The 20,218-nt window shown below is 68.1% G+C and carries 17 protein-coding genes and 2 pseudogenes; 11 read left to right on the top strand and 8 right to left on the bottom strand.

The window, feature by feature from the left end; genetic code table 11:
• The first annotated feature begins 3 nt into the window (after window positions 1-3).
• From trmB to NC4_RS05345, 3 genes are read left to right on the top strand one after another with little or no spacing between them, the layout of a single operon-like run.
• Window positions 4-807 (top strand): tRNA (guanosine(46)-N7)-methyltransferase TrmB, encoded by an 804-nt coding sequence (gene trmB / locus NC4_RS05355; RefSeq protein WP_067533081.1) that lies wholly within the window; start codon window positions 4-6, stop codon window positions 805-807.
• Complete coding sequence (locus NC4_RS05350) at window positions 804-1,550, top strand: NYN domain-containing protein (protein WP_084528519.1); 747 nt, start codon at window positions 804-806, stop codon at window positions 1,548-1,550. The genes trmB and NC4_RS05350 overlap by 4 nt, the downstream gene beginning before the upstream one ends.
• Window positions 1,550-4,699, top strand: coding sequence for an MMPL family transporter (locus NC4_RS05345; protein WP_067533078.1), 3,150 nt, complete (start codon window positions 1,550-1,552; stop codon window positions 4,697-4,699). The genes NC4_RS05350 and NC4_RS05345 overlap by 1 nt, the downstream gene beginning before the upstream one ends.
• A 57-nt stretch (window positions 4,700-4,756) precedes the next feature.
• Here the strand turns inward: NC4_RS05345 and NC4_RS05340 are convergent, their stop codons facing one another.
• The 7 genes and pseudogenes from NC4_RS05340 to NC4_RS05315 all read right to left on the bottom strand — a co-directional run bounded on the left by NC4_RS05340 (window position 4,757) and on the right by NC4_RS05315 (window position 11,789).
• On the bottom strand, window positions 4,757-6,127 hold the full coding sequence (locus NC4_RS05340; RefSeq protein WP_245721500.1) for a DUF2339 domain-containing protein: 1,371 nt from the start codon (window positions 6,125-6,127) through the stop codon (window positions 4,757-4,759).
• Complete coding sequence (locus tag NC4_RS42185) at window positions 6,079-6,912, bottom strand: hypothetical protein (RefSeq protein WP_245721508.1); 834 nt, start codon at window positions 6,910-6,912, stop codon at window positions 6,079-6,081. Before NC4_RS42185 ends, NC4_RS05340 begins: the two co-directional genes overlap by 49 nt.
• Before the next feature lie 54 nt (window positions 6,913-6,966).
• Window positions 6,967-7,791, bottom strand: a complete 825-nt coding sequence (locus NC4_RS05335; protein WP_169814725.1) for an alpha/beta fold hydrolase — start codon at window positions 7,789-7,791, stop codon at window positions 6,967-6,969.
• 71 nt (window positions 7,792-7,862) lie between these two features.
• Window positions 7,863-8,633 (bottom strand): DUF1707 SHOCT-like domain-containing protein, encoded by a 771-nt coding sequence (locus NC4_RS05330; RefSeq protein WP_067533072.1) that lies wholly within the window; start codon window positions 8,631-8,633, stop codon window positions 7,863-7,865.
• 58 nt (window positions 8,634-8,691) lie between these two features.
• Window positions 8,692-9,360, bottom strand: a complete 669-nt coding sequence (locus tag NC4_RS05325) for a response regulator (protein WP_067533070.1) — start codon at window positions 9,358-9,360, stop codon at window positions 8,692-8,694.
• 16 nt (window positions 9,361-9,376) lie between these two features.
• Window positions 9,377-10,579 (bottom strand): annotated as a pseudogene (gene macS / locus NC4_RS05320) (MacS family sensor histidine kinase).
• Window positions 10,533-11,789 (bottom strand): AI-2E family transporter, encoded by a 1,257-nt coding sequence (locus tag NC4_RS05315; RefSeq protein ID WP_067533275.1) that lies wholly within the window; start codon window positions 11,787-11,789, stop codon window positions 10,533-10,535. The pseudogene macS and the gene NC4_RS05315 overlap by 47 nt, the downstream one beginning before the upstream one ends.
• Before the next feature lie 127 nt (window positions 11,790-11,916).
• Between NC4_RS05315 and NC4_RS05310 the strand changes: the two genes are divergently transcribed.
• The 3 genes and pseudogenes from NC4_RS05310 (at window position 11,917) to NC4_RS05300 (ending at window position 14,984) form a co-directional block, all read left to right on the top strand.
• The gene (locus NC4_RS05310; RefSeq protein ID WP_067533272.1) at window positions 11,917-13,383 is read left to right on the top strand and encodes an adenylate/guanylate cyclase domain-containing protein; all 1,467 of its coding nucleotides are present in this window, start codon (window positions 11,917-11,919) and stop codon (window positions 13,381-13,383) included.
• A gap of 4 nt (window positions 13,384-13,387) precedes the next feature.
• Window positions 13,388-14,539: a lysylphosphatidylglycerol synthase transmembrane domain-containing protein gene (locus tag NC4_RS05305; RefSeq protein ID WP_067533067.1), complete on the top strand. Its 1,152-nt coding sequence runs from the start codon at window positions 13,388-13,390 to the stop codon at window positions 14,537-14,539.
• 68 nt (window positions 14,540-14,607) lie between these two features.
• A pseudogene (locus NC4_RS05300) lies at window positions 14,608-14,984 on the top strand (DUF3054 domain-containing protein).
• Here NC4_RS05300 and NC4_RS05295 read toward each other — a convergent pair.
• A complete protein-coding gene (locus tag NC4_RS05295) occupies window positions 14,981-16,549 on the bottom strand; it encodes an NTF2-like N-terminal transpeptidase domain-containing protein (protein ID WP_245721499.1) in 1,569 nt (522 codons plus the stop codon). The pseudogene NC4_RS05300 and the gene NC4_RS05295 sit on opposite strands and share 4 nt — an antisense overlap.
• A 450-nt stretch (window positions 16,550-16,999) precedes the next feature.
• Between NC4_RS05295 and abmR the strand changes: the two genes are divergently transcribed.
• The 5 genes from abmR to NC4_RS05270 all read left to right on the top strand — a co-directional run bounded on the left by abmR (window position 17,000) and on the right by NC4_RS05270 (window position 20,215).
• The gene (abmR, locus tag NC4_RS05290) at window positions 17,000-17,629 is read left to right on the top strand and encodes an ATP-binding transcription factor AbmR (RefSeq protein ID WP_067533269.1); all 630 of its coding nucleotides are present in this window, start codon (window positions 17,000-17,002) and stop codon (window positions 17,627-17,629) included.
• A gap of 13 nt (window positions 17,630-17,642) precedes the next feature.
• Window positions 17,643-18,080: a type II 3-dehydroquinate dehydratase gene (gene aroQ / locus NC4_RS05285; RefSeq protein ID WP_067533061.1), complete on the top strand. Its 438-nt coding sequence runs from the start codon at window positions 17,643-17,645 to the stop codon at window positions 18,078-18,080.
• A 131-nt stretch (window positions 18,081-18,211) separates the two neighbouring features.
• Entirely contained in the window at window positions 18,212-19,141 is a 930-nt protein-coding gene (locus tag NC4_RS05280; RefSeq protein WP_067533058.1) for an ABC transporter ATP-binding protein, read from the top strand.
• Window positions 19,138-19,989 (top strand): ABC transporter permease, encoded by an 852-nt coding sequence (locus NC4_RS05275; protein WP_067533055.1) that lies wholly within the window; start codon window positions 19,138-19,140, stop codon window positions 19,987-19,989. The genes NC4_RS05280 and NC4_RS05275 overlap by 4 nt, the downstream gene beginning before the upstream one ends.
• Window positions 19,979-20,215 (top strand): helix-turn-helix transcriptional regulator, encoded by a 237-nt coding sequence (locus NC4_RS05270; RefSeq protein ID WP_084528515.1) that lies wholly within the window; start codon window positions 19,979-19,981, stop codon window positions 20,213-20,215. Before NC4_RS05275 ends, NC4_RS05270 begins: the two co-directional genes overlap by 11 nt.
• Window positions 20,216-20,218 lie beyond the last annotated feature (3 nt).

Below are 20,218 nucleotides of genomic sequence, written 5' to 3'. Positions count from 1 at the left end.
ACAATGGGGCCCGTGAACGACGCCGCGAACCATACTGCCGAGTCAGTCCCCGGGCCGCGGTCCGCCGAGCAGGCCGGTGATGCCGATCACCCCAAGGGCAATCGGCTCTACCCCCGGGTCACCAGTTTCCGCGCCCGCCGCGGCGCGATCTCGCCGTCGCAGGAAGCGGCCTGGGAGCGCATGTGGCCGGTGATCGGCCGGGACGTCTCCGATGATCCGCTCGACGCCGACGCCTGGTTCGGCCGCAGCGCACCGCTCATCATCGAGATCGGCTGCGGCACCGGCACGGCCACCTCGGCCATGGCGCAGGCCGAACCGGAGTTCAATCTGATCGGCATCGAGGTGTACCGGCCGGGCCTGGCGCAGCTGGTGCAGCGGGTGGAACGCGAAAACATCGGCAATATCCGGTTGTTGCGCGGAGATGCGGTCGACGTTCTGGAACACATGATTGCTCCGGAGTCGCTGACGGGCGTTCGGGTGTTCTTCCCGGACCCGTGGCCCAAGGCGCGCCATCACAAGCGACGGCTGCTCCAGCCCGAGACCGTGACACTCATCGCGAATCGCCTGCGCCCCGGCGGCGTGTTGCATGTCGCCACGGACCACGCCGATTACGCAGAGTGGATTGCCGCGGTCGGAGCGGGAGAATCCCAGCTCATCGGCATGAATGAGACCACCGGTGGGGATCCGGAGGCGTATCGTGAAAAGGCACCAATCGGTTTTGAACGCCCGATTACCAAGTTCGAAAGCAAAGGACTCCGCGCGGGTAGCGCCATCAGCGAGTTCATCTGGGGGAAGATCGAATCATGAGCGTCAGTGAGATGGCCCCGGAGGTCGCGGATGTTGCCGAAATAATGCACGGCACTGCCTCGGGGGAGCTAACGGGCGGCCCGGCCATTCCGGGCGGCCCCGCGGATGTGCGCCGCGTGCTGCTCGTCTGGGACGCACCGAACCTCGATATGGGTCTCGGCGCGATTCTCGGCGGCCGCCCGACAGCCGCCTATCGCCCCCGCTTCGATGCGCTCGGCCGCTGGCTGCTGGCGCGCACCGCGGAACTATCCGTGGGCAGCGTGACCCGCGTCGAACCCGAGGCGACGGTCTTCACCAATATCGCCCCCGGCACCGCCGATGTGGTGCGGCCGTGGGTGGAGGCGCTGCGCAATGTCGGCTATGCCGTCTTCGCCAAGCCCAAGATCGACGAAGATTCCGATGTCGACTCCGACATGCTGGCCCATATCGAACTACGCCGTCGCGGTGCGGGTTTGGCCGATATCATGGTGGCCTCCGCCGATGGCCAGGCCTTCCGCGCACCGCTCGAGGAGATCGCCGCCACCGGCGTGCCGGTTCAGGTGCTGGGATTCCGCGAGCACGCGAGTTGGGCGGTCACGTCGGATATTCTCGAGTTCATCGATCTCGAGGACATCCCGGGCGTGTTCCGTGAACCGCTGCCCCGGGTCAGCCTCGATTCGCTGCCCGACGAGGGAGCCTGGCTGCAGCCGTTCCGGCCGCTGTCGGCGCTGCTCACCTCCCGTCCCGCACGAGGAGTCGCTTAGTGTTCACCCGCTGGGGCGACCTGGTCTACAAGCTGCGCTTCACCGTTCTGGGCGTAGCCGTCGCCGGATTCCTCGCGCTCGGCGTGTTCGGGCTCGGACTCGGAGACCATCTCAGCTCCAGCGGGTGGTTCGATCCGCATTCTCAGTCGGTCAAGGCCGCTGAGCTGAAGGACGAGGTCTACGGGCGCGATCACAGCGCCGACATCCTGCTGCTGTTCACCGCGCCCGACGGCGAGAACATCGACAGCGAGGACTTCAGCAAGAAGGTCGTCGACAAGCTCAACAGCCTGCCCCAGGAATACCCGCTGATCACGAAGGTCAACGGCGCCTACTGGAAAACCGATACCGGCGAGTGGATTCCGAACGTCGCGGGCAGCAAGGACAAGAAGTACGCCTTCGCGTCCCTGGCCCTCGAGGGCAATAACGACACCGAGATGCTGCGGAACTACAACAAGGTGAAGGACGCCTTCGCGATTCCCGGCATCAAGGTCGAGGTCGCGGGTCTGCAGCCGATCGCCTTCACGCTCAACGACACCATTGCCAGCGATGTGAAACGCATGGAGCTGCTGGCGCTTCCGGCCGTCGCGGTGCTGCTGTTCTTCATCTTCGGCGGTGTGGTGGCCGCGGCGCTGCCGCTCATCATCGGCGGCCTGACCATTCTGGCCTCCAATGGCATCATCATGGCGCTGACCAAGTTCACCGAGGTGAACTCGTTCGTCTCCGCCGTGGTGTCCATGATCGGCCTGGGCCTGGCCATCGACTACGGCCTGTTCATCGTGAGCCGGTTCCGCGAGGAACTGGCCGAGGGTTATGACACCAAGGCGGCGGTGCGGCGTTCGGTCATGACGGCCGGACGCACCGTCACGTCCTCGGCGACCATGATCATCGCCGCCAGCGCGGGCATGCTGCTGTTCCCGCAGGGCTTCCTCAAGTCCGTCGCCTACGGCACCATCGCCGCGGTGCTGCTGGCCATGGTCTCCGCGCTGACCGTGCTGCCCGCGCTGCTGAGCGTTCTCGGCCCGCGCGTGGACATGCTGGGACTCAAGTGGATTCGCAAGACCAAGACCGCCGACGAGGTGGAGAACAGCTTCTGGGGATGGCAGACCGCGTGGGTCATGAAGCACCCGCTCAAGGTGGCCATCCCGCTGACCATCGTGCTGCTGCTGCTCATCATCCCGGTGAAGAACCTGCAGTTCGGCGGCATCTCGGAAACCTATCTGCCGCCGGACAATCCGACGCGTCTGGAGCAGGAGCACTTCGACGAGGTCTTTCCGCTGCGCAAGTCCGATCCGGTGCAGCTGATCATCGTCACCGACGATTCGCGCAATATCGGGTCGATTCTCACCCAGGCCAACCAAGCGCCCGGACTGGTGAAGAACTCCCAGTTCCAGGCCCCGAAGAAGCCGCCGAACGATTCGAACGTGTGGGTCACCGAGGCCACGGTCGTGGACAGTGCCCATCCGGAAGAGACCGTCGACTTCCTGCGCGCCATGGAAATCCCCGAGGGCGCGCAGGTCATGGTCACCGGTCAGCCGGTCATGATGATGGACTCCATCAACTCGCTGCTCGATCTCATGCCGTTGATGATCGCGCTGGTGCTGCTGGTCACCACCATCCTCATGTTCCTCACCTTCGGCTCGCTGGTGCTGCCGCTCAAGGCGGCGCTCATGAGCGCGCTCGGCCTCGGCTCCACGCTGGGCATCCTGACCTGGATCTTCATCGACGGTCACGGCGCGAGCCTGCTCAACTTCACGCCGCAGCCGATCATGTCGCCGGTGCTGGTGCTGATCATCGCCATCATCTACGGCCTATCCGTGGACTACGAGGTATTCCTCCTGTCCCGCATGGTCGAAGCGCGCACCCAGGGCGCGAGCACCACCGAGGCGGTCCGCATCGGCACCGCGCAGACCGGCCGCATCATTACCGCGGCGGCACTAATTCTGCTGGTGGTGACGGGCGCGTTCGCCTTCTCCGAACTGGTCATGATGCAGTACATCGCCTACGGCATGGTGGCGGCGCTGTTCATCGACGCCACCGTACTGCGCATGCTGCTGGTGCCCGCAACCATGAAGCTGCTCGGCGACGACTGCTGGTGGGCCCCGGCCTGGATGAAGAAGATCCAGCAGAAGATCGGCCTGGGCGAGCCCATTCTCGACGATGAGCGCCCCGGCGGCGGCGAGGTCATCGACCTGGTCAAGACCACCCCGGTCACCGACCCGGTCACCATGCAGATGCCCGCCCTCACCCCGAGCGGCGCCATGCCCCGCATCGGCCGCTTCAAGCCGAAGCCCCGCACCGTGGACGTCGACAGCGAAGCGCCCACCCAGAAACTGGGCGACGCCGCCCCGACCACCCCCGTCGCCAAACAGCCCCCCGCCCAAGGCATTCCACCCAAGTCCGGCAGCGGTATAACCGAGCGGTCCGGCAACGGCGCCCAACCCGGCGGCAACGCTCAGCCCGGCAACGGCCCGCAGTTCAACGGCGGCGCGCAGCGCGATGGCGGTGCGCCGACCGGCATCGACCCCATGTCGGGCGGCGCCCGTCGACCCGACCGCGATCCGGATGTCGCCTTCACACTGCCCGGTTCCGGTGTGCCCACGGCGGATCCCGGTTCCCCGGGGGTCCCCAGGCTCGCCGCTGACCAGCCAGCTTCGCGCGGCCAGGACGGTTCCTTCGCCCAGCAGCCCGGCGCACAGTCCCCGGCTCCCCAGCCGGTCATGCCGTCGATCTCGCAGCCGACTCCGCCCGCACCGCAGCCGATTCAGCCCGCCCCGCAACCGATTCAGCCTGTCCGCCAGCCGGAATCGCCGTCGGCGGAGCCGACCGCCGGAGCGGATCGGGTACTGCCGCCCCCCGGCGTGCCGAAGCTGCCCCCGCATCCGGCCACGCGCGCCCAGCTGTACCAGCCGCACGAGCCCGAGACGGCGCAGCCCGCGGATTCGGCTGCCGAACAGCATCATCCGACCCACCACGCGGCCGAGGATCAGCCCCAGGCGGGCGGCGGTCGCAGCAGCATCGAGCAGTGGATGTCGGACCTGCGCTCCGCTAAGCGCCGTCCCGCCAAGGACGAAGACGAAGGCAAGCATCGCGGCGGCGAAGGCCGCACGGTGAGCGTCAACGAACTGCTCCGCCGCCAGAACCGCGACTGATCACAATCGAAACGCCCGGCCGGACAACAAGTCCGGCCGGGCGTTTCGTATTGGCGCCTAGTGCGAGGGCGCTCCGTTGTTCCCCGCTTCGGCGAAGGCCCGTGCGTATCGGGTGCCCGCCAGCAGGAACAGGACGCCGACCACCAGGAAGGCCGCAGCCCGGACCAGGCCGTCCAGTGTGGCCAGATCGAACAGGAACAGCTTGGCCAAGGCCGCCGCCGTGACCAGCAGACCCGCTCCCAGTGCGACTTTCGCCTGTTGCGGCGTCCGGGCCAGACGGCGCAGCCCGAACAGCAGCGCTCCGGTCGCGGCGGCCATCCAGACGACGGTGGCAATGCCGTGACCGGCAAGGAAACCGTCGGGGCTGCCGGTGGCGACGCCGAGCGAGACCGCCGAGGCGGTGACGGCGTACAAGCCCGCGACGCCGCCGACCACCGCGAGCGCCGTACCCTCGGATTCATTGGCCGCCACGCCGAGTCGGCGGACGCACCAGAATCCGGCGGCCAGGACGGCCAGTGCCGCCACGGCGGTCAGCGCCGTGGAAAAGCCCAGGTGGTCAATGGCATTGCGCTGCTCGGCGAGCGTCTCCGGGGTGGCGTAGGAGAGGAACTTCAGGGTGCCGAGCACCGCGAAGACCGCACCGATCCCCGCCGCCACCCGGGAGCGCTGCTGCCCGGCGACCGCCAGGAAGCCGAGCGCGACCAGGTACTGGGAGATCGCGAACGTGCGCTCACCCGTCGCACTGAGGCACGCCTCCAGCACGGCGCAGGCGCCGGTCACCGCGGCGACCGCTGCCAGGTGACCGGGGATCCGCACCCGGTCGGCGATCTTCGGCAACCACGGCAGCACCGCGACCAGCAGCAGCACCGCCGCGAACACCGCGGAAACGAGTATGGCGGTGCGCCGTTCGAACATGGTGGGCGCGGCCAGCAGCGGCACCGTGGCCGCGGCGAAGGTCAGGCTCGCGGCGATATCCCCGGCGCGACGGCGCACCACCAGCACCGAACCTGCCAGCCCCACCGCCGCGATGACGACAGCGGCGGCGAGCACCTGGTAGCGGTGCCCGCGCGATTCGTCGCCGAGACCCGCCATGGCGACGGTGGTCAGGGTCGCCAGCACGGCGGACATGATGCGCACGATGTGCAAGAACGGCCAGTCCCGCACCAATTGCACAGGCAGAGCCGCGATTTGCAGCACGATGAGGAAGGCGAGCAGCGCCAGTTCGGTGGTCACCGCCGGGGACAGCAGCGCCGCGCCCAGCACCACGAGCACCGCCAGCGCCTGCGAGTTCCATCGCAGCGCGAGCGCCACGCCGCCCGCCGCGATACCCAGTGCGACCGCGTATCCGACGACCGGGTGCACCCACCCGTACATGGCGGTCACCGCCACGACATCCAGATATCCCCCGGCGATACCCGTAGCCGCCATCGCAATGGCACCCACCTGCCCCCGGCCCGCCCGTACACCCGCATCCCGACCGCCACCAGCGCAGCCGAGAACGCCGCCCCCGCAACGACTCTCGGCACCGGCCCGAAGAACCCGGCCTGCGCCGCCAGCACCAGCAGCATCACCACGCCGATCAGCGTGACCCCCACACCCGCCACCGCGAGCACCCGGCTGATCACCCCCTCCCGCTGCCACCACGGCGTCCGCGGCTCCCGCGCGGGTAGTCGCCGCGGCGGCTGCGCGGGCGGATATGCCTGATACATCCCGCCACCCATCCAGCCCCCGCGCACCCCACCGGGCACAGCACCCACCTGCGGGCCGGGCATAGGCTGACCGCCCCGGGCCATAGCCCCCGCCGTATACGACGTCGGCACAGGTTGAACCGGCGCGCCGGGAACCGGGCTCGGGGCGGCATACGGGTTCGGCGGCCGACCGGGTGTGGGGGGTGCGAGAGGGCGGCTCGGGGTTTCCGGATCGCCCGTCGGTGCCGACCGCATCCACTCGCCGGGCTCATGCCCGGGGCCGACGGGCATGGCGCCGCCCGCTGTCTGTGTGGCAGCGGGCGGTGCGATGGTTTCCTTGCCGGAATCGGTGGTCTGGCGCTCGTGTTCGGCGATGACCTGGCGGTGCAGTGCCTCGAGGTCGCGGCCGAGCACTCCCATATGGGTGCTGAGCGAGGTGAATTCGGTCGACAACCGGGCGATCAGGCGCGGATCGATGGCGGTGTTCATGCCAGCAATGCTGTCGACCAGGGCGTTTGCACGCATGAGTAGAAACACCCGGCGGCGCGGCGATTACTACCCGATCACCTGGGAGTTGGGTTACGCCGATTGCGAGGCGGCCTTCGCGCGGGCTGTGGTGGCGCGGATCTCGGCGGTGACGGCGTCCGGATCCTCGAGCATGGGGACGTGGCCGACGCCGGGCAGGGCGCGCACGGTGAGGGTCGGGGTGTCGGCGAGGGGCGCGTAGACATGCGGGGGCAGGACGCGGTCGTGTTCGGGCAGCAGGACGGTGGTGGGGGTGTCGAGGGTGTCCAAGCCGGTGAAACCTAAAGGCAGAGCGGGGTCTTCGGCCAGATCCGTGAGGATGGAACAGTTGGCGGGGGCGGCGGCCATGGCCTTGGCGAGCCGGTTGGGGACGGCGGCGGGGCGGTGGGCCAGTAGCGGAACGAGGAGGCTGCGGATCATCGACGGCATGGCGGGGGGCCGGTCGGTGTCGAGGCCGATGAGCGGACCGAGGGCGCGATACCGACGCAGCAGCGAGGCCGCGGCGTCGGGACCGGCCCAGAGTCCGGCCGGTGCGATGGCGGTGACCGAGCGGGCGCGGCCACGCGCGGCCAGTTCGAGGGCCAGCCAGCCGCCCACCGAGTTGCCCGCGATATGGGTGGTGGCCCAGCCCGCCTCGTCGAGCAGGAGTTCCATGGCGTCGGCGAGACCGGAGAAGGTGGCGGGGCGGGCGGGGGCGGGGCCGCCCCAGTGGCCGGGCAGGGTGGGAGCCAGGATGTCGTAACCGGCACGACCGGCGGAACCGGCGAGGTCGTCGATGACCGGAGTCCAGGACTGCCAGGTGAGGACCAGCCCGTGCAGCAGGAGCAGGGGTTCGCCGCGGCCGATGCGGATGAAGGGTTCCGGAACCGAGTCTGTCACGCCGCCTTCCACCATGTGCGTGACGATACCCGCCGTAAATTGTTGCCGCCCGGTCTGTTTCGCTGGATGGATTACCCCGCCGTGAAGAAGCGCTTCCACTGGGCGGCGAACGGATGCTTGGCGGTGACCGAGCCGAGCCGGAGCCTGCCGTGCACCACCAGGTGCAGCGGACCCATGGGCGGACCGGTACGCACCTTGTTGTTGATGCTGCCGCCGATGATGTCGAGACCGTTCAGATCGACGGTGGCCTCGGACGGGACGATCAGCTCGATGGAGGTCATGACGTCGTCCACCTGGATCTCCACCACCTGGGTGGACATGACCGCCTGGGTGAAGTCGAGGGTCACGCTGCCCATGAAGTCGTTGAGCACCAGCACCGGCGGGACCTGCCAGGTCCCCTTGCGGGTCAGCCCGGTCAGCCGGGCGCGGATCACATGCCCGGTGGCGGATTGTTGCGTCCCGCCGGGCAGCGCGCCGAAACGCTGCTGGACGTGCGCGAATCGCTGCTGTGCGTGCGCCATCCGGGCCTGGGCGTGTGCGAAGCGCGCCTGGGCGGGACCGAAGGGCGGGCGGCCGGACGGATAGGGCTGGGCCGCGGGCGCGGGTTGCCCGGCCAGCCGGATACCGGGCAGATCGACCAGCACGGCATTCAGCTCGCCGCGCGTCTTGGCGGCCAGGGCCGTATCCATGCGCTCGGTGAATTCCCCCAGCGAGAGCATGCCGAGCCCGACCGCGCGCTGCAGCAGTCGCTCGACATGTTCGCGTTCGACATCCGATACCCGCAGATCCCGGTCGCCGACCGCGGTGGCGTCGGCGCCGGAAACAGATTCAGGACCACCCATGCTTCGAGGCTAGCGATCCGGCGACCGGCCGCGCATCAGGGCAATCCCTGAATCCGCCCTACTCGAGGCCCTGTTCGATGGCGTAGCGGGTGAGCTCGACCCGATTGCCCAACTGCAGTTTGCGCAGCGTGGATTGCACATGGTTCTCCACCGTGCGATGGCTGAGGCTGAGCCGCGTGGCGATCTGCTTGGCGGACAGTCCCTTGGCGACCATGCGCAGCACCTCGGTCTCCCGATCGGTGAGGGCGGGCCGGTGCGGTTCGTCGCGATCGGGCGGGGTATTGGCAATGCGCCGGTATTCGCCGAGCACCAGCCCGGCCAGGCCGGGGGTGAAGACGGCCTGCCCGGCGGCGGTGGCGCGCACGGCGTCCTCGAGTTCAGTGGCGGAGGCGCTCTTCACCAGGTAGCCGATGGCCCCGGCCTTGATGGCGTCGAGGACGTCGTCGCGTTCGGCCGAGGCCGACAGCACCAGCACCCGGGTGCGCGGCGAGACGCGCAGCACCTCGGCGGTGGCGTCGGCGCCATTGCCGTCGGGGAGTTGCATATCCATGAGGACCACGTCGGGGGTGACCGCCGCCGCGCGCCGACCGGCGGCGCCGACGCCGTCCGCGGTGGCGACCACCTCGAATCCGGCCTCGGCGAGGTCGCGGGCGACCCCGTCCCGCCAGATCGGGTGGTCGTCGACCACCATGACCGAGATCCGCTGTCCGGTCGCATCCGGTGCCATGTCCGCCTCCCGATTTTCATCCTGCCCTGGGTACCCGGAATTCCCACTCCGCTCCATCGTCCTCGCCCGCGGCTTCGAAGAGCAGTTGCGCCGTCCCGCCGATGGCGGCGATCCGGCCGATGATCGATCGCGAAACACCCATGCGCCCTTGCCCTTCGGCCTCGGCGAGGCGGCCGGACGGAATGCCGGGCCCGTCGTCGCGCACGCTCACGATGAGTTCGCCGCCGGTATCCTCCAGCAGCACATAGGCTTTCGCGCCCGCACCGGCGTGCTGGACGACATTGGCGAGCGCGGCGGCCACGGCGGCGGCGATCTCGCGGGCCTCCCAGCGGCCGATCGGGACCGGATCGCCGGGGGTGGACACGAAGACCGACGGCGTGGCCTGGGCGGTCAGCAGCGGGCGCAGATCCTCCTCGGCGGATCCGGCATCGGCGCGTTCGCCCTGTTCGGAGATGAGCACCCGCAGCGCCACCTCCTGCTCGCCCGCGCGCTGCGCCAGATCCGCGGTGGGACCGCCGATTTCGGCGCCGCGCCGCTTGATGTAGCTGAGCACCTGCAGCACCCCGTCGTGCACCTCGCGGGCCAGTCGATCGCGTTCCTGCGCGGCCGCGGTGAGCCGCACGGCGCGCTGCAGCTGCTGCTGGGCCCGGCGCGCGGTATTGGCGGCCAGCCCGATGGCCAGGCCCACCGAGACCAGCACCGGCAGCGTCGCATCGCGCCAGACATCCAGTTCCCATTGGGATCTGGCGGTAATGATGGCCCCCGAGATGAGCAGGCCGGAGCCGACGCCACCGAGCGGTCCCCACAGAATGGCCGAGGACATGACGGCATTGGCCGTCCACAGCGTGGTGGGCAGGGTCTAGTGGTTGTGATACCAGTCGTAGTCGGCCACGAACCGGGTGGCGAAGATGAGCGCGATAATCACCAGGTGGTCGCCGATGACGACCGCGGTCCTGGACCGCTTCAGATTCCGGAAGTGTGTCTGCGACAACAACACCGCCGAAACCCCGGACCAGACCGCCATGGCGGCGATGAGCACCCAGCTCAGGCGCTGATTGGTGTAATGCGGTACCGAGGCGATCTGCTGGCCCACCGCGTAGAGCAGGGTGACCAGCCGGAAGGCCTGCGCCGCCCGCCACAGCGGACCGGTGGCGGCGTCATTGGGATCGGGTTCAGTCCTTGCCGTCACCGCTGGAACTCTCGGCGGGCGGGTCCGCATCGGACTTGCCGTCGGTGGCGGGCACCGGCAGCTTGTAGCGGTTCGGATCCGGCTTGTCCGGTTCGGCGGCGTACATGCGCTGATGCGGATCGGCGGTCGTCAGCTCCTGGTACAGCTCCTCCGGCGAATCCGCCAGCAGTGACCGGATGGCGGTATTGAGAAGCGCCACCAGCGGCACCGCGAGCAGACCTCCCGCGATACCGGCCAGCACCACGCCCGCGGCAATGGCGAGCACCACGGCCAGCGGGTGGATACGCACCGCGCGGCCCATCAGCAATGGTTGCAGCACATGGCCTTCCAGCTGCATGACCGCGATGGTGATGCCCAGCACGATCAGCGCGGTGACCAGGCCCTTGGTCATGAGCGCGATGAACACGGCCACCGCACCGGCCATGAAGGAACCGATGATCGGGATGAACGCGCCGATGAACACCAGCGAGGCCAGCGGCAGCGCCAGCGGCACGCTCAGAATGGCCAGCCCGGCACCGATGCCGATGGCGTCGACCAGCGCCACCAGCACGGTGGCCCGCACGAACCCGGTCAGCGTCCCGAATCCGAGCCGCCCCGCGGTGCGCACCCGCTCCCGGTTCCGCTTGGGAATGACCCGCGTGCAGAACTCCCAGATCTGATCCCCGCCGTAGAGGAAGAAGATGAGGATGAACAGCGTCAGGAACGTCCCGGTGAACAGATGCCCGATCACCGTCGCCGTGGTCAGCGCCCCGCTGGTCAGCGTGTCCTGATTGGATTCGATCGTATTCACGATGGTGTTGCCCGCATTGCGAATCTGATCGTCGCTCATGTGCAGCGGACCGTTGATGAGCCAGTCCTGAATCTGTTTGACGCTGTTCTTGAACTCGTCCGACAGCTGCGGCACACCGGTGACGAACTGTTCGATGACGAAGGTCATGATCCCGGCCAGCAGCCCGAGCGCCCCCACCAGCACCACGAACACACCCACCGACCGCGGCACCCCGTACCGCTGCATCATGTCCACCAGCGGCGACATGAGCGCCGCCGCCAGCAGCGCGATGGCCAGCGGAATCGTCACCGTCGACAAGCGCTGCGCGATCCACGCCACGGTCAGCACGGCGGTGAAGATGAGCAGCAGCCGCCACGACCATTCCGCGGCCTGCCGCACGATGGGATGGACGGCCTCGGCGTCCCGGCGACGGGCCGATTTCGATTTGCCGGAATCCTGGCCGGAATCCAGGGACCCTGCCTGTGCCTCGCTCACGTCAGCGAGCCTATAGGCCGTAACCGTCCACAGGCATGCGCACATGATCGGTGGCGCTAGATTGGTTCCCGTGTCAGCGCCCTTGGAAGCGGTCAAACAGACCATGCGAACCCGCTGGCCGCTGTACCTCACGTCGATGCTCGCGGCCAATGCGTTCGGTGCTGTCCTGGTGTGGGCGTTCATTCAGTACGGGTTGCCGGTGCCGGAGGGCGGGACGAGTGCGACCCGGGAGACCGGGCTGCTGATTCCGGGGCTGATCTTCGTGATCGGCGGGATGCTGAGCTTGACGGCGTCGGCGCTCATGTTGCGGCCGGTCATGCGGTGGCAGATGCGCGGCGGGCCGCCGAGCCGCCAGGAGCAGATGGCCACGCTGCACGCGCCGTTGCGGCAGTCCATCCTGCACCTGGTGCTGTGGCTGATCGGCGGCGCGATCATGGCCTCCTTGATCATCGTGCGCGCACCGGAGCTGGCCGCGGCGGTGATCGTGACCGAATGTATGGCCGCCACCATTGTTTTCGGCTTCACCTACATGCTGGGCGAGCGGATTCTGCGGCCGGTGGCGTCCGAGGCGCTGACGGTGGGCGCGTTCGATCACACGCTGACCCCGGGTGTCGGCACCCGGATGGCCATGACCTGGGGCATGGGCACCTTCGCGCCGGTGATCGCCATCGTGCTGCTGTGCATCACGCAGATTTCTTCTCGCGTTCAGTTTTCCGCGCAGTCGCTGGCGGTCTCCATTCTGTTGCTGTGCGGTGTGGTGATCATGCAGGCGCTGGCGCTTTCCATGCTCACCGCGTCGAGTATTTCCGATCCGATCCGGCAGCTCAGCCAGGCAATTGATCGCGTACAAGAAGGTGCGCGGGATGTGCAGGTGGAAGTTTTCGACGGTTCGGAAATCGGGCTGCTGCAAGTTGGCTTCAACCGAATGATGGATGAAGCGGCCAAACGCCGCGAACTTCAGGAATTGTTCGGTCAGCACGTCGGCGAGGATGTGGCGCGGCGCGCCCTCGAGTACGGCACCGAACTCGGCGGCGAAACCCGATTCGTGGCGGTGCTGTTCGTGGATATGGTCGGTTCCACCGCGACGGCCGCCGAACGCCCGCCCACCGAAGTGGTCAGCCTGCTCAACGAGTTCTTCCGCATCGTGGTCGATGTGATCGACCGCCATCACGGCTTGATCAACAAATTCGTCGGCGATGCGGCCCTGGCCGCCGCCCGTGAGCTGCGCGAAGCACTGCGCGAGGTGCCCGGATTGGATATCGGAATCGGCGTCTCGGCGGGCCTGGCGGTGGCCGGGAATATCGGCGCGGCAAATCGATTCGAGTACACGGTGATCGGCGATCCGGTCAATGAAGCGGCCCGGCTCACCGAACTGGCGAAGGAACGCCCGGAACGAGTCCTGACCTCACGCAGCGCACTCTATTTCGCGAAGGAGAACGAACAGCGGCTGTGGCATACCGGGGAGGAGGTGCAGCTGCGCGGACGCCGCCGGAAAACCCGGCTGGCCTGGCCCGCGGAAAGCGGCGACCAGGCGGATGCAGACGTGGCCGCGGCCCGTTCGTTAGGCTGACGACGTGACGGCCCATGGTGACTTGGCCGGCGAACCAGCGCCGCCCGCGGAGAACTCACGCCGCGGCAGGTTCTGGTGGGCCAAATGGATTGTCGGGGCCGGACTGCTCGCGCTGCTGATTTCCGAAGGCGTTTATCTATATCCCCGCCTGACCGATTCCTGGAAGAACCTCACCGAAATCCATTGGGGCTGGGTCGCGCTCTGTATCTGGATGCAGGCGATTTCCATGGCCGGTTACGGGCGCATCCAGAAACAGCTCCTGCACGCGGGCGGCGTGGAGGTGAGCCAGCGGAAATCGGTGTCGGTGGTGTACGGCTCCACCGGTATGGCCCTGACGCTGCCCGCCGGGCAGGTGTTCTCCACGGCCTTCACCTATCGGCAGACCCGGCGCTGGGGGGCCAGCCCGATCGTGGCGTCCTGGCAGCTGGTGATCTCCGGCGTGGTGGCGGCCGCGGGACTGACGCTGCTGGGCGTGTTCGGCGCGCTGCTGGTCGGCAATCGGATCGGCCCGGGCAAGGTGATCCTGTCCCTCGGCGCGGTGGCGCTGCTGGTGTGGGGGTTCAACCACGTCTCCGCGCATCCCGGCACACTGGAATCTTCGCTGCGCCGAATCCTGCACCTGGTCAACCGGATTCGACGCAAGCCCGCCGACGAGGGCATGGACAAGGTCGGCGAGATCCTGGACCAGCTGGAGCTGGTCGACCTCGGCAAGCGCGACGGCGCGCTGGTGACGTTCTGGGCTATCGTGCACCGGCTCGCGGATGTGGCCTGCCTGGGCGCGGCCTGCTACGCGGTCGGTGCGGACCCCCGACTGGTGGGGCTGCTACTGGCCTTCGCGGCCGGAAAGGCCGTCGGCACCATTCCGTTCGCGCCCGGCGGCATCGTCTACGTGGACGCCACCCTCATCTACTCGCTCACCGTGGCCGCGAGCCTGCCCGCCTCCCAGGCGGTGGCCGCGGCCTTCCTGTATCGCCTGATCAGCTTCATCCTGGTGGCGATCGTCGGCTGGATCGTCTTCCTGTTCCTGTTCCGCAAGCCGCAGGCCGGGGATGCCGAGTACGAGCAGGAGTTCGAGCATCACCGCGCGGGCGGGCCGCTGGTCGCCGACCGCCGCCGCCCCAACCCGCCGCCCGCCCAGGAGAATCCGAGCGCCTGAGTGGCCCGGCCCGTACCGGAGTGTGTCCCTGCAAAGCCCGCCCGGCGCCGCCCGTTAACCTGTGGCCCGTGAAGAAACTGGTGCCCTTCGCCGTCGATGCAGTGCTCGTCCTCGTGTTCTGCGCGCTCGGCCGCAGCAGTCACGACGAGGCGGTGCTCACCGGCCTGCCGCGCACCGCCTGGCCCTTCCTGACCGGCCTATTACTCGGCTGGGTCATGCCGTCGCGGTGGCCTCCGGACGCGAAGGCGCGAGCGCCGCAAAGCGTTTCGACGGCGGCGCGGTGTGGCCGACCGGCGTCATCGTCTGGCTCAGCACCCTCATCGGCGGCATGCTGCTGCGCGCCGTCAGCGGTCAGGGCACCGCCTTCAGCTTCATCCTGGTCGCGACGACCGCGCTCGCGCTGTTCCTGCTGGGCTGGCGTGCGGCCATGAAGGCGTTGCGCTAGTCGTCCGGATTCGCGAGGGCTTGGAGCAGTCGGGCCGCCATGCGGGCGGGGGCGTCGCCGCTGTCCACATCGTCGATGTGGATGGCGAAGGCCAGGTCGCCCATGGTGGCGATGAGCCAGCCGCCGGATCCCGCTGTGGCGCTGATGGCCTGGACCCCGGCGTAGCGGCCCAGACTCACGTTCTCCGGGGCGCCGGTGCCCTCGTTCAGCATGGCGCGCACGCGATCGGTGACAGCGGCGGGCAGGGGCTGGATATCGGCTTCGGTGGCGGCCGGGCTGCCGATGGCGATCATGGGCCGCGGCAGCTGGCCATTGGCGATGGCGGCCGCCGCGATGGCCATGCCCCAGGGGCTGGCCAGCAGGGAATCGGCGGCGCCGCCGCGGCTCACGGTCTCCGCGCCCTTGCCGGTGGGTAGCCGCCCGGTGGTCTCGTCCAGGCCGGGCACCTGGAAGTCCAGGCCGACGCCGAGCATTGTGGCGGCCTCGGCCGCATCGCTCACCGAGACGTCCTGCGGCGCTTTGTTCTTGGCCACCGCGGCCACATTCTTGAAGACCTCGATCAGCCCGCCGACCGGGTACAGGCCGGTGAACGCCACCGAACCGTGCGCGCTGGCGTAACTGTTCTGGGCCGCCGCGACCACCGCCCCGGAGGACCGCTGGATGGCCACGATGGAGGCGGGCGTGCCCGCGCTCACCACGGCGTCCTCGGTGGCGCGCTGCAGGCGCTGATCCATGGTGGCCGGGATATCCGGCAACGGCGGGCCGGGCGCACCGGCCAGCTTGGTGACGAAGGCGCCGTCCGGTTCGAACAGCTGCACGCCCCAGCCCGCGGTCCGGTCGCGCTCGTCCTGCCAAACCTTGCGCAGCGAGTCCAGCAGCGGCGACCACACGCGCCGGTCCTCGGAGATGAGTTTGGGCTGCTTCTCCAGCACCACACCGGGAATCACGGCCATGCGCGGTTCCAGAATGGCGAAGTCGCCGTCGCGCAGGTTCACCGCCACAATGGGCTTGCCCTGCGAGGCGGCCAGCTGTTGCATCAGGCTGTCGCCGGTAATGAGCGGCGCCACCGGTTCGATGGCGGCGGCCAGCGCATTGGAGGTGCCGAGCGGATCGCCGGTCCTGGCCGGATCGATCTTCACCACATTGATGGTCTGCTCGCTCATGAGCGGCGCGCCGACGATATCGTTCACCCGCGGTGCGGGCACGGCGTAGGTGCTGACCAGTTTGACGGTCCGCTTGCTGTCCAGCTGCGGCATGATGAGCGCCGGATCCCACGAGATGCGCCAGCCGACACTGAGTTTGCGGACCTGACCCTGTAGGTCGTAGTTCCAGTCCTTGTGCTCGCCGAAGTTCCAGGCGCCGGTCATGGAGAACATGCCGGTATTGCCGTCCAGGCCGATGTACTGGGTGAGTTCGTAGTCGGGCTTACCCGGTTCCAGGCCGCTGAAGACCTGTTTCAGGGTGGTGGACGCGCCATTGGGGTAGGATGTCAGCCGTGCCGCGCCCTCGTAGTCCTTCTCGTCGAGCAGGGTGGCGAACCGTTCGACGACGGCCTCCGGGCCCATTGCCCGTTGTTCCCGAAAAGCACATGACCCCATCGCAATCGCGAGGGCAGCCACCCCCGCGAGCGCGATTGCGCCCCGTATACGGAAGCGGCGGGATCCCCACACATCCATATCGCCCACTCTTCACTCTTGCCACATCAGCAACAGGACCACGGTACCTCGAACTCTGTGTTCGAAGTTCCACCTTTCCACCAGGCGTACACCTACTACGGACCACCATAGTGCCGTTTTCGGTCGGGAGGGACCAGATACATGATCACCGGTCGGTTACAGACCCTGGCGTAATGGAGACGTCGCGGACCGCGCGGTTCGCACAGGTGACACGCGGTTCCCGATCTTCGGCGACCCTCCTCCGAACCCCGTTCTCCCAGAGCGCAATCCATGGTCCGGGAAAGCACGTAATGTTGTAATCAGCATTACAACTCCATCCAGTAAGTGAGTGTGACCGCCATGAGACACGGACATCGCGGACGCGAATTCGGCCGTCCCGGGGGCTGGCAGCAGGCCGACCTCCCCGACGCCGCCGACGCCGAAGACTGGTTCGCTGGAAGATTGCCAGCCGACTGGTTCGCCGGTCCGGTGACCCTTGAAATCGACCGCGACGAGATCGTCGTGATCGGTGAACTCCCCCTCCCCGCACCCGAGAACAATGCGGCCCAGGACGCGCCCGCCGCGGACGCCCCGGTCGACGTTTCCAAGCCCGAGGCTCCGGCCGCCGTCGCCAAGGCGACGATCGAGGGCCTGATCTCCCGCTTCCGGGAGTCCACCCGCCCCGCCCGCATGCAGATCGCGCAGGAAGCCCAGCACCGCTACCACCGCAGCGTGGCCTCGGGCATTACGGTCGGCGGCGAGCGAATCATGTTCACCCACCTGTCCGTTCCGGTCATGACCCGGCTGCGCCAGCCCGAACGCAAGGTCCTCGACACCCTCGTCGACACCGGTGTCGCCCGCTCCCGCTCCGACGCCCTGGCCTGGACGGTGAAACTGGCGGGCAAGCACGCCGAGCAGTGGCTCGAGGAACTCCGCACCGCCATGCGGCAGGTCGACGACCTGCGCGCGGAGGGTCCGCAGGGCCTCTAATAGAGTCGGTCGCATGGCTGACTCCGGTCCGATCCTCGTGCTCAACGGTCCGAACCTGAATATGCTCGGCACCCGCCAGCCCGAGGTGTACGGCGCCGACACCCTCGACGACGTGGTCGAACTGTGCCGCCGCACCGCGGCACGGTTCCAGCGGGAGATCGTCGCCTTCCAGTCCAATCACGAAGGCGCGCTGATCGACCGCATCCACGCGGCGCGCGGCGTGGAATCCGCCATCGTCATCAACCCCGGCGGCCTCACCCACACCTCGGTCGCCCTCCGCGACGCCCTGGTGATCCCGGAGGTCCCCATCGTCGAGGTGCACATCAGCAATGTGCATGCCCGCGAGCAGTTCCGGCACCACTCCTACGTGTCCCCCATCGCCACGGCCGTCGTGGCGGGCATGGGCATCCAGGGCTATGCCGCGGCCGTCGAGTTCCTCTGCACGCGCTGACGCGGACAAAAGCAAAAGCAAGAAGCCCCGCGACCTAACGGTCGCGGGGCTGTTTTTATAGCTTGTGATCGTTGAAATGTAGTATGTATGCTACATATCATCCGGTACTCACTACGGAGGGGTGGACGGCCATGACCGTCGGCGAAGGCGTCGTGATCGACGTCAGAGAACTACGAATGCGATACGGCGCTCGGGATGTGTTGCAGGACGTCACATTTCAGGCGCGCAGAGGCGAGGTTCTGGTCCTGCTGGGACCGAACGGCGCGGGTAAGACGACAACTATCGAGATCCTCGAGGGCTTCCGGATGCGTTCTGCGGGCCGGGTCGAGGTGATGGGCATCGATCCCGCACATGGCGACGAAGCCTGGCGGGCGCGGCTCGGCGTGGTGCTCCAGTCCTGGCGCGATCACGGCAAGTGGCGGGTGCGGGAACTGCTCGACTACCTGGGCATGTTCTACGGCCCCTACTCCACCGGCGACATCGTAAAGCCCTGGGACACCGAGGAACTCATTGCCGCCGTCGGCCTCACCGAACGCGCCGACGCGAAGATCCTGACCCTCTCCGGCGGCCAGCGCCGCCGCCTGGACGTGGCCATCGGCATTGTGGGCCGCCCGGAACTGCTGTTCCTGGACGAGCCGACCGCGGGTTTCGATCCGCAGGCCCGGCGCGAATTCCACGACCTGGTGCACCGGCTGGCCGATGACGAGAACACCACCATCCTGCTCACCACCCACGACCTCGACGAGGCGGAGAAGCTGGCCGACCGGATTCTCATTCTGGCCGGGGGCCGCATCATCGCCGACGGCTCGGCCGATCAGCTCTCCCGCCGCATTGCCGGTGAGGCCGAGGTGAAGTGGACCCGCGACGGTCAGCGCTTCGTGCACACCACCACCGAGTCCACCAAGTTCGTCTACGAGCTGTTCCAGCAGTACGGCGAGGACATCGGCGAGTTGGAGGTGCGGCGCGCCTCGCTGGAGGACACGTACATGACCCTGGTGCAGCGATTCGAGTCCGGACAGGGCGAGACCGATCTGCACAGCCTGGAGGAGGTGCACCGATGAACCCGATGACGGTGGCCGTCAAGGCCGGATTCCGCCGCGGCGCTATCGAACTGCGGCAGTCGTTCAGCAATGGCATGGAGCTGTTCACCCAGTTCTTCTGGCCGCTGCTGACCCTGGTGGCCCTGTTCTTCATGCGCAACGGCACATTCGAGGCCAGCGGCCTGAACCTGGGCGCGCTGGCCCTGCCTGGCGTGCTCGGCATGCTGGTCGCGTTCACCGGCATGTTCGGCATCGCGCAGTATCTGACGCTGGATCGCGAGGATGGCACGCTGTTGCGCGCCAAGGCGACGCCCAATAGCATGGTCGGCTATCTGCTCGGCAAGATCGTGACCACCTCCGGGCTGGCGCTGTCCCAGGTGGTGATCGTGCTGACGTTCGGCATGATCGTGGTCGGCGGGGTGGAGCTGAACAGCCTCGGCCGCTGGCTCACCCTGATCTGGGTGCTGGCGCTGGGCCTGCTGGCCACGCTGCCGCTGGGCGCGATCATCGGCTCGGTGTTCGAGAGCCCGCGCGCGATGGGTTTCGTCTCGTTCCCGATCATGGGTCTCGTGGCGATCTCCGGTGTCTTCTATCCGATCACCTCCCTGCCCGGCTGGCTGCAGGGCGTGGGTCAGGTGTTCCCCATCTACTGGCTCAGGCTGGGCATGCGCTCGGCCATGCTGCCCGGTGACGCGGTGGCGGTGGAGCTCGGCGGCTCGTGGCGGCATCTGGAGACGGCGGGGGTGCTGGGCGCCTGGGCGGTGGCCGGTCTGCTGATCGCGCCGATCGTGTTGCGCCGCATGGCGCGCCGGGAGTCCGGCGCGAACTTGGCGGTCCGCCGCGAGAAGGCTTTGCAGCGTGCCTACTGAGGTCATCTACAACCGGATCGCCATGTTGCGCGCCGAGCGCGGTATCTCGCGCCGGGAGCTGGCCGAGGCGCTCGGCGTGCACTATCAGACGATCGGGTATCTGGAGCGCGGCGAGTACAGCCCCAGTCTGCATCTGGCCCTGCAGATCTCGCAGTATTTCGAGGTGCCGGTGGAGGTGGTCTTCTCGACCACCCCCTTCCCGCGACTCGGCTCCGAAACCGCCTGACCC

Source organism: Nocardia crassostreae, assembly GCF_001613405.1.
Lineage (GTDB): Bacteria > Actinomycetota > Actinomycetes > Mycobacteriales > Mycobacteriaceae > Nocardia > Nocardia crassostreae.
The sequence above is the reverse complement of the archived record's forward strand: the minus strand, read 5'-3'. Positions and strand labels throughout refer to the sequence as shown.

Bases quoted from the DNA above. Each gene is read 5' to 3' on its own strand.
- NC4_RS05330 (WP_067533072.1), bottom strand. From the start codon at position 8,633: ATGGGTGGTCCTGAATCTGTTTCCGGCGCCGACGCCACCGCGGTCGGC.
- NC4_RS05295 (WP_245721499.1), bottom strand. From the start codon at position 16,549: ATGGGCCCGGAGGCCGTCGTCGAACGGTTCGCCACCCTGCTCGACGAG.
- NC4_RS05340 (WP_245721500.1), bottom strand. From the start codon at position 6,127: ATGGCGGCTACGGGTATCGCCGGGGGATATCTGGATGTCGTGGCGGTG.
- NC4_RS05350 (WP_084528519.1), top strand. From the start codon at position 804: ATGAGCGTCAGTGAGATGGCCCCGGAGGTCGCGGATGTTGCCGAAATA.
- aroQ (WP_067533061.1), top strand. From the start codon at position 17,643: ATGGCTGACTCCGGTCCGATCCTCGTGCTCAACGGTCCGAACCTGAAT.
- NC4_RS05275 (WP_067533055.1), top strand. From the start codon at position 19,138: ATGAACCCGATGACGGTGGCCGTCAAGGCCGGATTCCGCCGCGGCGCT.
- NC4_RS05325 (WP_067533070.1), bottom strand. From the start codon at position 9,360: ATGGCACCGGATGCGACCGGACAGCGGATCTCGGTCATGGTGGTCGAC.
- NC4_RS05280 (WP_067533058.1), top strand. From the start codon at position 18,212: ATGACCGTCGGCGAAGGCGTCGTGATCGACGTCAGAGAACTACGAATG.
- trmB (WP_067533081.1), top strand. From the start codon at position 4: ATGGGGCCCGTGAACGACGCCGCGAACCATACTGCCGAGTCAGTCCCC.
- NC4_RS42185 (WP_245721508.1), bottom strand. From the start codon at position 6,912: ATGCGTGCAAACGCCCTGGTCGACAGCATTGCTGGCATGAACACCGCC.
- abmR (WP_067533269.1), top strand. From the start codon at position 17,000: ATGAGACACGGACATCGCGGACGCGAATTCGGCCGTCCCGGGGGCTGG.
- NC4_RS05310 (WP_067533272.1), top strand. From the start codon at position 11,917: ATGCGAACCCGCTGGCCGCTGTACCTCACGTCGATGCTCGCGGCCAAT.